This is a genomic window from Pseudomonas sp. TH32, assembly GCF_016650855.1.
GTDB lineage: Bacteria > Pseudomonadota > Gammaproteobacteria > Pseudomonadales > Pseudomonadaceae > Aquipseudomonas.
The window spans coordinates 4,077,648-4,091,939 of sequence record NZ_JAEKFA010000002.1 but is presented as its reverse complement, the minus strand read 5'-3'; the positions used below and the strand labels follow the sequence as shown (position 1 = coordinate 4,091,939).

The window sequence follows — 14,292 nt, the reverse complement described above, 5'->3', positions numbered from 1 at the left end:
GGGTGGAGTGGGTTGCAGATTATAGAGACTGGCACCCGATCAAATGTGGGAGCTGGCTTGCCTGCGATGCAGACAACTCGGTGCATCAGGTACACCCGGTTGATGCCATCGCAGGCAAGCCAGCTCCCACATTGATTGGGTTTCTACAGAAAAATCAGGCCAGTTCAGGGCTGGTAGCGTACGCCTGTTCCAGCAGCACGGTGAAGCGCACGAACGCGTCAACCGCGCCTTTTTCCACTTCGGCTTCTTCTTCGGCGCTGAATTCCAGTGCGTCGAGGGTGCGGGTGAAGCTTTTCCAGCCTTCAGCGCGACCGCCTGCCGGTTCGCCCAGGTGACGGGCACCGAAGGTTTCGCTCAAGCCAAGGCCCACGGCACGCTTGATCAGGAACGCGGCGCCCAGCTTGGAGCCTTCGGACACGAACAGCCAGCCCAGCGCTTCGGCCTTGCTCGGGTTGTTCACGGCGCCGGCCACCGGGGCGGGTACTTCGGTGTCCAGGTCGCCCAGGTCCAGTTTGGCCGCTTCGGCACGGCAGCGTTCGGCCAGGTCAGGGACGATCTTGATCAGTTCGGCGTCGTTGTACAGCGCCACCAGTTCCGACTGGAACAGGTACTGCGCGACCACGAAGCGGGCGAAGTTGGCTTGGGTTTCAAACGGGGCGTGGGCCTTCACCAGGGCGTCGAGCTTGGTGTGCGGCTCGTTGGTGATCTGGTTCAGGCGTTGGGAGCGCAGGCTTGGGCGTTCAGCAGTAGAAGAAGCGGTCATGAAGATGTCCTTGAGAGGGGAAGCGTCTGGTTGCCAGGCTGTTATGAACTAGACGAACCAGAAGACGCGTCACAGTAAAAAATCCGCACCCCGGCGGAGATTAAATTCCGCCGGGGTGCGGCTCCATGGGTCAGATGTCCCAGATCAGGTTGATCGCAAAGTTGCGGCCCGGCTGGGTCAGGCGGTCCAGGTTGGCCGGGCCGGTGACGCCGGCTTCGCCCACGCTGTCGTAGCTGCGCACGTCATCCCAGTTCCAGTATTTCTTGTCGGTCAGGTTGTACAGGCCACCGTTGATGGTCACGTCGTGGGTGACCTTGTAGAAGCCGGTCAGGTCGACGATGCCGAAGCCCGGGGTCTTGAACGGGCCGTTGGCGCTGTTACCGTCGGGTGCGAAGAAGGTGGTGCTGTCTACGCGGTCCTGTTTCTTGACCAGGGTCCAGCTGACCAGGGCGCCGTAGTTCTGCTGGTCGTAACCCAGGCCGAACACGCCCTTGAGCGGGTTGACGCTGTTCAGCGGTTCGCCGTTGTCGTCATTGCGCCCGTAGGTGTAGGCAATCGAGCCTTGGGTGTACAGGCCCTGCGGTGCGCCAAACGCGTCGAGGTTCAAGCGGCCCTTGGCCTCCACGCCCTTGATGGTGGCGTGCTTGATGTTGTTGGCTTCGAACTGCTGGACGGTGCCGCCGGCGACGGAGGCGTCTTCATCGATGAAATCACGGTACTTGTTGTAGTACACCGCCACGTCAAACGAGCCCGAGTCGAAGTTGCCGCGAATCCCGGTTTCAACACCGCGGCTGCTTTCCGGCTTGAGGTCCGGGTTGGGTTCCACGGTGTAGCCCTGTTGCAGGTTTTCAAAGCGGCCATACAAGGCTTTGGCCGACGGCGTGCGATAACCTTCGGCGTATTGGCCGAACCAGGTGTATTGCTCGGTCAACGCGTAAGTGATGCCGAACTTGGGCGTTACACGGTGCCAGTTCTTTTCCGAATCGCTGTGGTCGTAGATGCGTGTCGGGTCAACGGTGTTGAGGAATTCCTGGGTCAGCTTGGGTTTGAGCTGGATGTAGTCATAACGCACGCTGGGCAGGAAGGTCCACTTGTCCCAGGCGATCTGGTCCTGGGCAAACAATGCATAGGAGTTGATGGTCGGGTCGGGGAAGTCGCTGGCCTTTTTCACGCTGTCGGAGGCCGACGGGCTAGGGGCGCCGATGGCGGTGCAACCTGCGCCGACCGCCAGGCAAGTCGCGGAGCCTTCACGGGAGCCGGTGACTTTCTGCTGCTTGAGGGTGGTGCCATAGGTCACGACATGGTCGGTTTCGCCGATGCTGAAGGCCTTGTCCAGTTGTGCGTCGAATACCCACTGTTTCTCTTCGTACAGCGTGTCGCGTGTGCGCAATACCTTGCGCGATGGCTGGTAGATTTCTGCGGTGGTCTGGTCGGTCTTGGCAATCTGGTAGTTGAGGCTGGTCTTGATGTGATCGGCAATCGGCGAGTCGAGGGCGAACTTGTTCTCGATGCCGAAACGCTCACGGGTGATGGTGTCGTTGCCCGTACGGCCCCGATAGAAGTTAAAGCCCTGGCCACCGACGAACGGGCCGCCCACCGCGTTTTTCAGGTTGGTGTCGCGGTCATCCTTGAACTTCTCGTAGGTCAGGCCCAGGCGGTTTTCTTCACCGTAGTTCCAGCCCAGTTTGGCCAGCACGTTGGTGGTGCGCGCATCTTCCGGGTTGGCGCCGGTACGGGCCAGGCCGGTGGCGTTGTTGCCGTCGTAGGATTCCATTTCGTGGCCGTTGCGCTGGCTCAGGTGCAGCAAGCCGTCGAAGTCCTGTACGCGACCGGCGACGGTGCCGGAGGTCAGCCAGCTCTCGTCGGCGGAGCTGTAGCCGGTCTTGAGGCGGGCGCCGACATCCTGGCCGGGCTTGATGATGTCGTCCGGGTCGAGGGTGAAGTAGCTCACCGCACCACCGATGGCGCTGCTGCCGTACAAGGCCGAGGCCGGGCCGCGCAGGATCTCCACGCGCTTGACGATTTCCGGGTCGACGTAGTTGCGGCGGGTCTTGGCGTAGGGGCCGTTGAAGAAGTTGTCCGGCACCTCGACACCGTCCACCTGGGTCAGGATGCGGTCGCCGTCGATCCCGCGAATGTTGTAGCCGGCATTGCTGGAGCGGGTACCGGCACCACCGACCGAAACACCCGGCTCGTAGCGCACCAGTTCACGGATGGTGTTGACGTTCTGGCGGTCCAGTTCTTCGCGGTCATGCACCGTCACGGTACTGGGCACGCTGTCCACGGCCTGTTCCTGGCGGGTGGCGCTGATGGTCATTTGTTGCAGGGTGATGGCGCCGGCAGCGGCACGCTTTTCCAGGACGATGTTGTTATTGCTCAGTTTGCGATAGCCCAGGTTGGTCCCCACCAACAGCCGGTCCAGGGCTTTATCCGCCGGCAATGAGCCGCGCACGCCAGGGGACGACACACCCTGGCCCAGCTCGGCGGGCAGGCCGATTTGCCAGCCGGTCACGGCGGTAAAGGCGTTCAGTGCCGAGACCAGGGATTGCTGTTCGATGCTGAAACTGTAATTGCCCTGGCTGCGGGTGGCAGGCTCTGCGGCGCTGGCGACCATGACGGGCGCACCGGCCAACAAAATGGCGGCCGTCAGCAGGGACAGGCCCTGGCGGCGAACGGGCGAAGAGGACCGGCGGTTGAAACGAGAGGACATCGAGAGCGCTCCGGAAGGTACGAATCTTATAGGTGCGACACTGAATCAAATAGGAATCAGTTGCATTGGCTATAACGAGACGTACCGTCGCGGGCTATCGAGTAAAAATAATTCTCATTTAGTTCAGGATCACCAGCGCCGGGTATTCCGAGAGCTTGGCCGAGGTGATGTGGGCCAGCGAACGCACGACGTCCAGCGGTTGGTCGAGGCGGTAGTTACCGGTGACCGCGACGCTGGCGAGCTTGTCGTTGTTGTTGACGATCCAGCCGGGGTAGTAGCGGCGCAGCTCGGCCAGCACTTCACTCATCGGGCAGTTTTCGAAAATCAGCCGGCCATCGACCCAGGCCAGGTCCTTGGTGGTGTCCAGTTTGGCCGGTTGGCCGAAGCCCTTGGGGCCGATGCGGATACTTTCGCCGGCGCTCAGGCGTACCCGTGCGTCGTCAAAGGTGTTGCTCAGGTCCACATCGCCACGCTGCACCTGAACCTGGGCTTCACCGTTCAGGTAGCGCACGGCGAAGGCGGTGTCGCGCACGCTGGCGCGCACCGGGCCGGCGTCGATTTCCAGGGGCAGGCCACGGCTGGGCAGCACTTCAAAAAACGCCTCGCCTTGATACAGGCGTGCGATGCGCTGGTGGTCCTTGATGCTGCTGGAGAATGCAGAATTGGTGTTAAGCAACACTTTCGAGCCATCGTCCAGCTGCAGGCGCTGGCGCTCGCCGACCACGGTCAGGTGATCAGCCTGCAGGCGCATCGGCAGGTTGCTGAAGCTGAACAGGCCCAGCAGCAACACGGCGGCGGTGGCCAGGGGCTTCCAATGGGGTTTGATACGGCGCCAGGCGCTGGGCTTGCGCGGCGCATTCAGGGCGACGGCCGCGCTGTGCACGGGCGCGCCGCCCCAGGCGGTCTGGGCCTTGATGAAGGCTTCGGCGTGCAGCGGGTCACTGGCGAGCCAGGCTTCAAATTCGGCCTGCTGCCCGGATTGCGGGCACTGCAAGGCGATCAGCCAGTCGAGGGCTTGGTCCATAGCCGTGTCTTGCAACACCTCATGAGCCAGCTCATGGGGGTGCAGTTTATTCGGATCCGTCACGGTGTTCCTCGGGTCTTCGCCACGTTTTAATCAATAGTCCTACAGACTGTGCCGACAAAGCTTAAGGGCGATCCAGTCTTTCGGCCACACCTATGCAGATGGCCATGATCAATTTCAGTTCCTTTTGCACGGTGCTCAGGGACACCTCGAGCTTGTCGGCGATCTCCTGATAGCTGCAACCGTGCAGGCGGCTGAGGATAAAGATTTGCTGTTGGCGGGCGCTCAACTGGCCGAGGCTGACGCTCAGGTGTTCGAGCAATTGCTCGGCCTGTGTCGCATCTTCGGGGGTGCTGACGGGGGAGGCGACGCTTTGCAGGACGTCCAGCGGGACATCTTCCTGCAGGGTACGGGCCTGAATCCTGCGGGCGCGCAGGTGGTCCAGCGCCAGGTTGCGTGCCGTCTGGTACACGAAGGGTTCGAGGTGGTCGATCGGCCGTTCGCTCAAGGCCCGGGTGACGCGCAGGTAGGTTTCCTGCAGCAGGTCCTCGGCGGTGCTGTGGTTATTCACCATCCGCTGCAAGGTGCGCAGCAGAATCACGCGCTGGGTGAGGAAGACTTGATTGAAGCGAGATTGGCTCACAGTGATACCAGACCGATTTGCAGCGAATGATAATGCTTATCATCAACGCAAATGGCAAGTGGCACTTTGAGAGGCTTGTGTTGGCCCAAGGCTGCGATCGACTGCGAAGCCGGCGTATTCCAGACGCTGCCGATATGTCTGAAGTACCTGTTCGCCTGGTTTACGGCTGCTTCGCAGTCGATCGCAGCCTTGTGGCCATTTAAGGTGTTACGGGGTTATACGCGGTCCCGCAGATACGCCTGGTAGTCCGGAATCCGGTGCTCATGGGCCTGTTCCATCATCGGGCTGCTGAGCAGGTAGTCGGCGCTGCATTCATTGCAGGCCACCGGGATGTTCCACACCGCGGCCACCCGCAGCAGCGCCTTGATATCCGGGTCGTGAGGCTGCGGTTCGAAGGGGTCCCAGAAGAACACCAGCATGTCCACCCGCTGCTCGGCGATTTGCGCGCCGAGTTGCTGATCACCGCCCAGCGGACCGCTGATCATGGTGTCGATGGGCAAGCCCAGGCGGGCACTCAACAGGTGCCCGGTGGTGCCGGTCGCCACGAGGTCGTGGCGGGCCAGGCGGTCTTGTTGCCGCTCGGCCCAATCCAGGAGAAACACCTTGCAATGGTCATGGGCAACCAGGGCGATACGCTTGCGCGCCGCCATGGTCTTGTTCATGAAGCCGATGCCGACCATGCCGTTACTCCGCGTTGCAGAGCGCCAGGCAGTTATCCAGCATGCGGTTCGAGAAGCCCCACTCGTTGTCGTACCAGGCCAGCACTTTCAGCAGTTTGCCGCTGACTTTGGTGTGGTTGGCGTCGAAGATCGACGAAAGCGGGTTATGGTTGAAGTCACTGGAAACCAGCGGCAGGGTGTTGTAGCCGAGGATTTTCGAGTGCTGGCTGGCTTCTTTCAGCAGCGCGTTGACTTGCTCGGCGCTGGCTTCTTTTTTCAGTTGCACGGTGAGGTCTACCAGCGACACGTTGATCACCGGCACACGTACGGCCATGCCGGTCAGCTTGCCTGCGAGTTCCGGAAGTACCAGGCCCACGGCCTCGGCGGCACCGGTCTTGCTCGGGATCATGTTCTGGGTGGCCGAACGCGCGCGGTACGGGTCGGTGTGGTACACGTCGGTCAGGTTCTGGTCGTTGGTGTAGGCGTGGATGGTGGTCATCAAGCCGCTTTCGATGCCCAGCTCGCGGTGCAGCACCTGGGCCACCGGCGCCAGGCAGTTGGTGGTGCAGGAAGCGTTGGAGATGATCTGGTGGGATTGACGCAAAATGTCATGGTTCACGCCATACACCACGGTGGCATCGGCGCCCTTGGCCGGGGCCGAGATGATCACCTTGCGCGCGCCGGCGGTAATATGGGCGGCGGCCTTGTCACGGTCGGTGAACAGACCGGTGCATTCGAAGACCACGTCCACCTTGTGTGCAGCCCACGGCAGGTCGGCCGGGTTGCGAATGGCACTCACGGCAATCCGGTCACCGTTGACGGTCAGGCTTTCCTGATCGTGGGCGACCTCTGCGTCGAAAGTACCGTGGACGGTGTCGTATTTAAGCAGGTGGGCATTGATCGAGCTGTCGCCAAGATCGTTGATGGCGACGATCTGCAAATCCTGACGGTAGCCTTGGGTATAAAGTGCGCGCAGGACATTACGGCCAATACGGCCAAAACCATTGATAGCGATACGTAGAGTCATTGGAAGGTGCCTGTCGTCGATTTGTTGTAAGAATTACAAGATTATTCGCATAAAAATAGAAAACAAGCCTTTTTAGTGGCAATATTTTGTTCAATCTACAACGAGTGACCTGAATCAACTGGTCCGATTGGTCAAGCAACACCCTGCCAACCTCTTCGCGGCGGGCTTTTGACCAGCATAGACACTCAGGTCGCCACATCCGTTAGCCTGGAGTTCTATACATGCATCCCCGCGTACTTGAGGTCACCGAACGGCTTATCGCCCGCAGCCGTGCAACCCGTGAGGCATACCTTGCGCTCATTCGCGGCGCTGCCAGCGACGGCCCGATGCGCGGCAAGCTGCAATGCGCCAACTTTGCCCACGGCGTGGCCGGGTGCGGCACCGAAGACAAAAACAGCCTGCGCATGATGAATGCCGCCAACGTGGCAATTGTTTCGTCATATAACGACATGCTGTCGGCCCACCAGCCGTACGAACATTTCCCAGAGCAAATCAAAAAGGCCCTGCGTGAAGTCGGCTCTGTTGGCCAGTTCGCAGGCGGCACCCCTGCCATGTGCGACGGCGTGACCCAGGGCGAGCCGGGCATGGAGCTCAGCCTGCTGAGCCGTGAAGTGATTGCGATGTCGACGGCGGTAGCGCTGTCCCACAACATGTTCGACGCCGCGCTGATGCTGGGCATCTGCGACAAGATCGTCCCCGGCCTGATGATGGGCGCCTTGCGCTACGGCCACCTGCCGATGATCTTCGTGCCGGGCGGCCCGATGCCGTCGGGTATCTCCAACAAACAGAAAGCCGACGTGCGCCAGCGCTACGCCGAAGGCAAGGCCACTCGCGAAGAGCTGCTGGAATCGGAGATGAAGTCCTACCACAGCCCGGGCACTTGCACCTTCTACGGCACCGCCAACACCAACCAGTTGTTGATGGAAGTGATGGGCCTGCACTTGCCGGGCGCTTCGTTCGTCAACCCGTACACGCCGCTGCGTGACGCCCTGACCCGCGAAGCCGCGCACCAGGTCACCCGTCTGACCAAGGCCAACGGCAACTTCACGCCGATCGGCGAGATCGTCGACGAGAAATCCATCGTCAACTCCATCATCGCCCTCAACGCCACCGGCGGGTCCACCAACCACACCCTGCACATGCCGGCCATCGCCATGTCGGCGGGCATCATCCTCACCTGGGATGACATGGCCGACCTCTCCGAGGTGGTGCCGACCCTGTCCCACGTGTATCCAAACGGCAAGGCCGACATCAACCACTTCCAGGCAGCGGGCGGGATGTCGTTCCTGATCCGCGAACTGCTGGAAGCCGGCCTGCTTCACAACGACGTCAACACCGTGGCCGGTCACGGCCTGAGCCGCTACACCCAGGAACCGTTCCTGGTGGACGGCGAGCTGGTATGGCGTGAAGGCCCGATCGAAAGCCTCGACGAAACCATCCTGCGCCCCGTGGCCCGTGCGTTCTCTCCGGAAGGCGGCCTGCGCGTGATGGAAGGCAACCTGGGCCGTGGAGTGATGAAGGTTTCTGCCGTGGCGCTCGAACATCAGATCGTCGAAGCCCCGGCCGTGGTGTTCCAGGACCAACAGGACCTGGCCGATGCGTTCAAGGCCGGCCAGCTGGAAAAAGACTTTGTTGCCGTCATGCGTTTCCAGGGGCCACGTTCCAACGGCATGCCGGAATTGCACAAGATGACACCGTTCCTCGGCGTGCTGCAGGACCGTGGCTTCAAAGTTGCCCTGGTAACAGACGGGCGCATGTCCGGCGCGTCGGGTAAGATTCCCGCCGCGATTCATGTCAACCCTGAAGCCCAGAGCGGCGGGCCACTGGCACGCGTGCGCGATGGCGATATCATTCGCGTGGATGGCGTCAAAGGCACCTTGGAGCTTAAGGTGGACGCCGAAGAATTTGCAGCGCGCGCGCCTGCCACGGGCCTTCTGGGCAATAACGTCGGGGCCGGTCGCGAGCTGTTTGCGTTTATGCGTTTGGCCGCAAGCTCCGCAGAGCAGGGCGCCAGCGCCTTTACCTCTGCCCTGGAGACACTTAAGTGAAGCTTGCGCTGGTCGGTGATATTGGGGGTACCAACGCCCGTTTTGCGTTGTGGCGTGATCAGGAACTGCATTCGATCCGCGTCCATGCGACGGCGGATCATGCCAGCCCGGAAGAGGCGATCCAGGTCTATCTCAAGGAAGAAGGCCTGGCCATCGGCTCGATTGGCGCGGTGTGCCTGTCGGTCGCCGGTCCGGTGAGTGGAGATGAATTTAAATTCACCAACAATCACTGGCGCCTGAGCAAGACTGCTTTCTGCAAGACGTTGCAGGTGGACGAGTTGCTGCTGGTGAATGATTTTTCGGCCATGGCCCTGGGCATGACCCGCCTGAAGCCCGATGAATTCCGTGTGGTGTGCGAAGGCACGCCGGAGCCGTTGCGCCCGGCGGTGGTGATTGGCCCGGGCACTGGCCTGGGCGTGGGCACCTTGCTCGACCTCGGCCATGGCCGTTGGGCCGCATTGCCGGGTGAGGGCGGCCATGTCGACCTGCCGGTGAGCAGCCCGCGGGAAGCCCAGCTGTGGCAGCACATCTACACTGAGATCGGCCATGTCAGCGCGGAAACCGCCTTGAGTGGGGGTGGTTTGCCCAGGTTATACCGGGCGATCTGCGCGGTGGACGGCCATGAAGCGGTACTGGAAACCCCCGAGGCCATCACTGCCGCTGGCCTGGCGGGCGACCCGATTGCCCTGGAAGTGCTGGACCAGTTCAGTATCTGGCTGGGCCGCGTCGCCGGTAACAACGTGCTGACCACCGGTGGTCGTGGCGGGGTGTACATCGTGGGCGGCGTGATCCCGCGCTTTGCCGATTTCTTTATCAAGAGTGGTTTTGCCAGGAGTTTTGGCGACAAAGGCTGCATGAGCGACTACTTCAAAGGCATTCCGGTGTGGCTGGTGACCGCACCGTATTCCGGTTTGACCGGGGCAGGTGTAGCGCTGGAGCAGGCATTTGCGTAGGCAGTGATGGCGCCATCGCAGGCAAGCCAGCTCCCACAGGGAAATGCATTCCACATGTGGGAGCTGGCTTGCCTGCGATGAGGCCCTCCAGAACAACGAATTATTAAGCCCGTCCCATCCCTAACAACAAGGACGACCCCGTGAGCGTAATCAGTAAATCCATTCTCCTGGTCGACGACGACCAGGAAATCCGCGAGTTGCTGCAAACCTACCTCAGCCGCGCCGGTTTCCAGGTGCGTGGCGTGCCGGATGGCGCGGGGTTCCGCCAGGCGATGAACGAAGCGCCGTGCGACCTGGTGATCCTCGACGTGATGCTGCCGGACGAAGACGGCTTCAGCCTCTGCCGCTGGATCCGCCAGCACCCGCGCCAGGCGCAGGTGCCGATCATCATGCTTACCGCCAGTTCCGACGAAGCCGACCGCGTGATCGGCCTGGAACTGGGCGCCGACGATTACATCGGCAAACCCTTCAGCCCCCGTGAGTTGCAGGCGCGGGTCAAGGCCTTGTTGCGTCGCGCCCAGTTTGGCCAGGAGCGCAGCGGTGGCGAGGTGCTGGTGTTTGGCGAGTGGCGCCTGGACATGGTCAGCCACCGGCTGTTCCATGTAGACGGCGAGGAAGTGATTCTTTCCGGCGCCGACTTTGCCCTGTTGAAACTGTTCCTTGACCATCCTCAGCAAATTCTCGACCGCGACACCATCGGCAACGCCACCCGTGGCCGTGACCTGATGCCTCTTGACCGGATTGTCGACATGGCCGTCAGCCGCTTGCGCCAACGCCTGCGCGACACCGAAAAACCACCCCGGCTGATCCGCACCGTGCGTGGCAGTGGCTATCAATTGGCAGCCAGCGTGGTTGCCGGCAATGCCCACTGAGCGCCTGCGTGAGCTGCGCCGGCGGATCCCGGTACCGCGCTCGCTGCTGGGGCGGATGTTACTGCTGACCCTGTTGGCGGTGCTGTTTGCCCAGGCGTTGTCCAGCGTGATCTGGGTGTCGCAACTGCGCGCTACCCAGCTCGAAGGCCTGGTGACGGCAGCCCGTAGCCTGGCGCATTCGATGACCGCCAGCGTCAGTTATTTCCGTTCCTTGCCGGTGGCTTTTCGGCCCTTGGTGCTGGACCAATTGCGCAGCATGGGCGGTACGCGTTTTGTCGTCACCCTCAACGACAAGCCGCTGGACATGGCGGTGTTGCCGCAAACCCCGCGCAAGCAGGCGGTGCTCGGCGCCGTTGAAGAAGTGTTGCGCCAGACCCTGGGCAGCGACGTGCATGTCTCGGTGGAGTTTGTCAGCGCCGAAGACCTGCGTATTTTCAATGCCGGCTTGAAGCTCGATGAGCTGCCGCGTTCCTGGGCGCATTACGCACTGACCCTGGAGCCGGTGAATCCCCCGGTATTGGTGACCCAGATCCAACTGGCACAGGGCGAATGGCTGTACATCGCGTCGTTGCTGCCGGAGCCTTACACCAGCCTTGAAGAACAAGGCCTGCCGTACCAGCAGGTGTGGTTTATCGTGCTCACCAGCGGTTTCCTGCTGCTGTTTATCGGCCTGTTGGTGCACTGGCAAAGCCGGCCGCTCAAGCGCCTGGCAAGGGCCGCGCGGGACATGTCCCTGGGTGCCGACGTGGAGCCGGTGGCCGAAGGTGGTGGCAGCGAAGTGGTGGAAGTGGGGCGCGCCTTCAACGCCATGCGCGAACGCATCAGCCGCTACCTGACCGAACGCAGCCAGTTGTTCAGCGCGATTTCCCACGACCTGCGCACCCCCATCACGCGCCTGCGGTTACGGGTGGAGTTGCTGGAAGACGAGAACCTGCAAACCAAATTCGGTCGCGACCTGGACGAGCTGGAGTTGCTGGTCAAAGGCGCGCTGCAGTGCGTCAAAGACACCGACATCCACGAAAACATCGAACCGGTAGACCTCAACCACGTGCTCGACTGCCTGGTGGAGCCTTACCTGGCGCCCAACGGCAATGGCCGCGTGACCCAGCATGGCCGGGCACTGACGACTTACCCGGGCAAGCCGCTGGCGCTCAAGCGCTGCATCGGCAACCTGATCGACAACGCGTTGAAGTACGGGCAGAACGCCCATTTGCACATTGAAGACGATGGCGCGGAGTTCATCCTTCACGTCGACGACGAAGGCCCGGGCGTGCCGGAACAGCGCCTGGAGCAAGTCTTCGAACCGCACTTCCGTCTGTCCGGGCAGCAGCAGGGGTATGGGTTGGGGCTGGGCATCGCCCGCAACATTGCCCACAGCCACGGGGGAGAAGTGAGTTTGCAGAATCTGCGCGAGGGTGGATTGCGGGTAACCTTGCAGTTGCCCCGCAGCCTCGACTAGTTGCGCGAAGTTGCTTTTGTGGCGAGGGGGCTTGTCCCCCGTTGGGCTGCGTAGCGGCCCCATCACGATCACCGCAGTCTTTCAGGCAGATCACTGTTGCAGATTTCAGGACTGCTGCGCAGTCCAACGGGGGACAAGCCCCCTCGCCACAAAAAACTTCTCACCGCAGGGTCTGCGTTAAAGGCTCTGGCGCAACCTGGCCAGATCCCGCAACGGTGGCGCACCAAACAGCCGGCTGTATTCGCGGCTGAATTGCGAGGCGCTTTCATAGCCCACCCGATAACCCGCCGCCGAGGCTTCCAGGCCCTCGGCGATCATCAACCGCCGGGCTTCCTGCAAGCGCAACTGCTTCTGATACTGCAACGGGCTCATGGCGGTCATTGCCTTGAAGCGGTGGTGCAAGGTCGAGACGCTGAGGTTTACTTCCTTGGCCAGGTCATCAATGCGCAGGGGCTGTTCGTAGTTGCCGTTCAACCAGCTGATTGCCTGGCTGACCCGATGGCTCTGACTGTTGGCCACGGCGATTTCATACAGCCGATAACCCTGTGGGCCACGCAACAGGCGGTAGAGAATTTCGCGATTGATCAACGGCGCCAGCATCGCGATGTCTTTCGGCGTGTCCAGCAAGCGCGTCAGGCGCAGCACGGCATCGAGCAACTGGTTGTCCAGGCGGTCGACATACATCCCGCGGGAGGTCGGGCGTGTGGGCACACCCATCGGGCCGGCTTCGGCGATCAGCGCGGTGATTTGCGCCGGGTCGATGTTCACCCGAATCGACAGGTTGGGGTCTTCCGGCGCGGCGTCGAGGATGCGCCCGGCCACCGGCATCGATACGGAGAACACCAGGTAATTGAGCGGGTCGTAGGCGAAGACTTCATCTGCCAGTCGCACTTCCTTGCGGCCCTGGGCGAGGATGCACAGCGCAGGCTCCACCAGCACCGGCATGAAGTCGCGCGGGGTGTTGTGGCGGTTGAGGTACAGCGACGTGATCGCCGTGCCGTAGGAACCATCCTCCCAGGTATGCCGGCGCACGATGCCGGCGAGTTCTGCGCGCTGCTTTTCCATATCGGCGTCGAGGGGCGTGGAGCGAAGTTCGGGCGACGACATGGGACATCCTCTGGTGCTTTGACGATGGGCACAGCTTAAAGGCGGCTTTGCAAAGAGTGGTACTTCGATTCTGCACAATCCTTGCCTGATCCTGCGATAAATCGTGAATCAGGCAAGCCAGGGGCTGTCATGCGCCTGAAATACGGCAGTCATGCCGGGAATAAAACCCGCGGGCCGATTGTTATCTCTACGCATCTCGCAGGATTGTGCAATAAGCCGGCAGGAATCGACTAACTGCATCCACACCTGCGCCAGTATCTTTGATCCTGTGGCAACACGCCCTCACAGTGCTTGCCGAGCATCACTTCTCAACGGGAGAGTCGAACATGTCCACCCCCATTCCCGCGAGCCATATGGCCTTTATCCGTGCCCGTACCGGGTACAGCACCGAACTCGGTGCACGCTTGAGCAGTTTGATTGAACCGGGCCGTCAGGCGCCGGGTTGCCTGCAATTCTCGTTGCAGCATTCCCAGGCAGACCCGGATGTGTGGTTGGTGTCGGGCTTCTGGAGCAGCGAGCAGGCGATGAGTGCCTACTTCAGCTCGCCGGCGCTGATGGTCTTCACCGAGTTGTTGAATGACATGGTGGTTCGCAGCATGGACTTCCAGACCTTTACCGACGCGTCGGCCGTCAATGCCTATGGCGAGTACCTGCAACTGGCGGGTTAGTGCTTTAGAATGGCCGCCTTTCCCATTGGCCAGGACCTGCAACATGGCACGTAAAGAGTTTGCCCACCACGAAGCCGTTTCCGCCCTGGTGCGTGAAGATGAGGGTGGCTATAGCGCCGCCATCGCCGTCAAGGCGCTGGATGGCATGGGCGCACCGCGCTTTCACAAGATCCTCGATGGACAGAAGTTCAAGACCGCCTCCGACGCCGACGATGCCGCAGCTCTGCAACTGGAGCGCTTGGTCGATGTAGATGAAGGCGGTCAGCTCTCTTGGGCAACTTCCGCCAACTAAAAACACCGCTGATCCAAATGTGGGAGCGGGCTTGCTCGCGAATGCGGTGGATCAGTCGGCATATGCA

Annotated in this window: 13 protein-coding genes; 6 read left to right on the top strand and 7 right to left on the bottom strand. The window is 61.5% G+C overall.

Annotated elements, in window-relative coordinates; translation table 11 throughout:
• Nucleotides 1-154: 154 nt before the first annotated feature.
• The 6 genes from JFV30_RS22385 to gap form a co-directional block, all read right to left on the bottom strand.
• Complete coding sequence (locus JFV30_RS22385) at nucleotides 155-763, bottom strand: biliverdin-producing heme oxygenase (protein WP_169386153.1); 609 nt, start codon at nucleotides 761-763, stop codon at nucleotides 155-157.
• 130 nt (nucleotides 764-893) lie between these two features.
• Nucleotides 894-3,473: a TonB-dependent receptor gene (locus tag JFV30_RS22380; protein WP_010170001.1), complete on the bottom strand. Its 2,580-nt coding sequence runs from the start codon at nucleotides 3,471-3,473 to the stop codon at nucleotides 894-896.
• Nucleotides 3,474-3,591: 118 nt separating this feature from the next.
• Nucleotides 3,592-4,560, bottom strand: a complete 969-nt coding sequence (locus JFV30_RS22375) for a FecR family protein (RefSeq protein WP_201125203.1) — start codon at nucleotides 4,558-4,560, stop codon at nucleotides 3,592-3,594.
• A 61-nt stretch (nucleotides 4,561-4,621) separates the two neighbouring features.
• Nucleotides 4,622-5,140, bottom strand: coding sequence for an RNA polymerase sigma factor (locus tag JFV30_RS22370; RefSeq protein ID WP_010169998.1), 519 nt, complete (start codon nucleotides 5,138-5,140; stop codon nucleotides 4,622-4,624).
• A 215-nt stretch (nucleotides 5,141-5,355) separates the two neighbouring features.
• Complete coding sequence (locus JFV30_RS22365) at nucleotides 5,356-5,820, bottom strand: methylglyoxal synthase (RefSeq protein WP_010169997.1); 465 nt, start codon at nucleotides 5,818-5,820, stop codon at nucleotides 5,356-5,358.
• A gap of 4 nt (nucleotides 5,821-5,824) precedes the next feature.
• Complete coding sequence (gap, locus tag JFV30_RS22360) at nucleotides 5,825-6,826, bottom strand: type I glyceraldehyde-3-phosphate dehydrogenase (protein WP_003214117.1); 1,002 nt, start codon at nucleotides 6,824-6,826, stop codon at nucleotides 5,825-5,827.
• Between the two features lie 221 nt (nucleotides 6,827-7,047).
• Between gap and edd the strand changes: the two genes are divergently transcribed.
• The 4 genes from edd to JFV30_RS22340 all read left to right on the top strand — a co-directional run bounded on the left by edd (nucleotide 7,048) and on the right by JFV30_RS22340 (nucleotide 12,158).
• Nucleotides 7,048-8,874, top strand: coding sequence for a phosphogluconate dehydratase (gene edd / locus JFV30_RS22355; RefSeq protein WP_177045954.1), 1,827 nt, complete (start codon nucleotides 7,048-7,050; stop codon nucleotides 8,872-8,874).
• The gene (locus JFV30_RS22350; protein ID WP_010169995.1) at nucleotides 8,871-9,827 is read left to right on the top strand and encodes a glucokinase; all 957 of its coding nucleotides are present in this window, start codon (nucleotides 8,871-8,873) and stop codon (nucleotides 9,825-9,827) included. The genes edd and JFV30_RS22350 overlap by 4 nt, the downstream gene beginning before the upstream one ends.
• 140 nt (nucleotides 9,828-9,967) lie before the next feature.
• Nucleotides 9,968-10,699, top strand: a complete 732-nt coding sequence (locus JFV30_RS22345; RefSeq protein ID WP_010169994.1) for a response regulator — start codon at nucleotides 9,968-9,970, stop codon at nucleotides 10,697-10,699.
• Nucleotides 10,689-12,158 (top strand): ATP-binding protein, encoded by a 1,470-nt coding sequence (locus JFV30_RS22340; RefSeq protein ID WP_010169993.1) that lies wholly within the window; start codon nucleotides 10,689-10,691, stop codon nucleotides 12,156-12,158. Before JFV30_RS22345 ends, JFV30_RS22340 begins: the two co-directional genes overlap by 11 nt.
• A 177-nt stretch (nucleotides 12,159-12,335) precedes the next feature.
• On the opposite strand, the gene JFV30_RS22335 is transcribed toward JFV30_RS22340, so the two are convergent.
• On the bottom strand, nucleotides 12,336-13,265 hold the full coding sequence (locus JFV30_RS22335; protein WP_201125202.1) for an AraC family transcriptional regulator: 930 nt from the start codon (nucleotides 13,263-13,265) through the stop codon (nucleotides 12,336-12,338).
• A 326-nt stretch (nucleotides 13,266-13,591) separates the two neighbouring features.
• On the opposite strand from JFV30_RS22335, the gene JFV30_RS22330 reads away from it, so the two are divergent.
• Nucleotides 13,592-13,933 carry an antibiotic biosynthesis monooxygenase family protein gene (locus JFV30_RS22330; RefSeq protein ID WP_010169991.1) on the top strand — a complete coding sequence of 114 codons (342 nt, stop codon included), beginning with the start codon at nucleotides 13,592-13,594 and terminating at the stop codon, nucleotides 13,931-13,933.
• 43 nt (nucleotides 13,934-13,976) lie between these two features.
• Entirely contained in the window at nucleotides 13,977-14,225 is a 249-nt protein-coding gene (locus tag JFV30_RS22325; protein WP_201125201.1) for a hypothetical protein, read from the top strand.
• Nucleotides 14,226-14,292 lie beyond the last annotated feature (67 nt).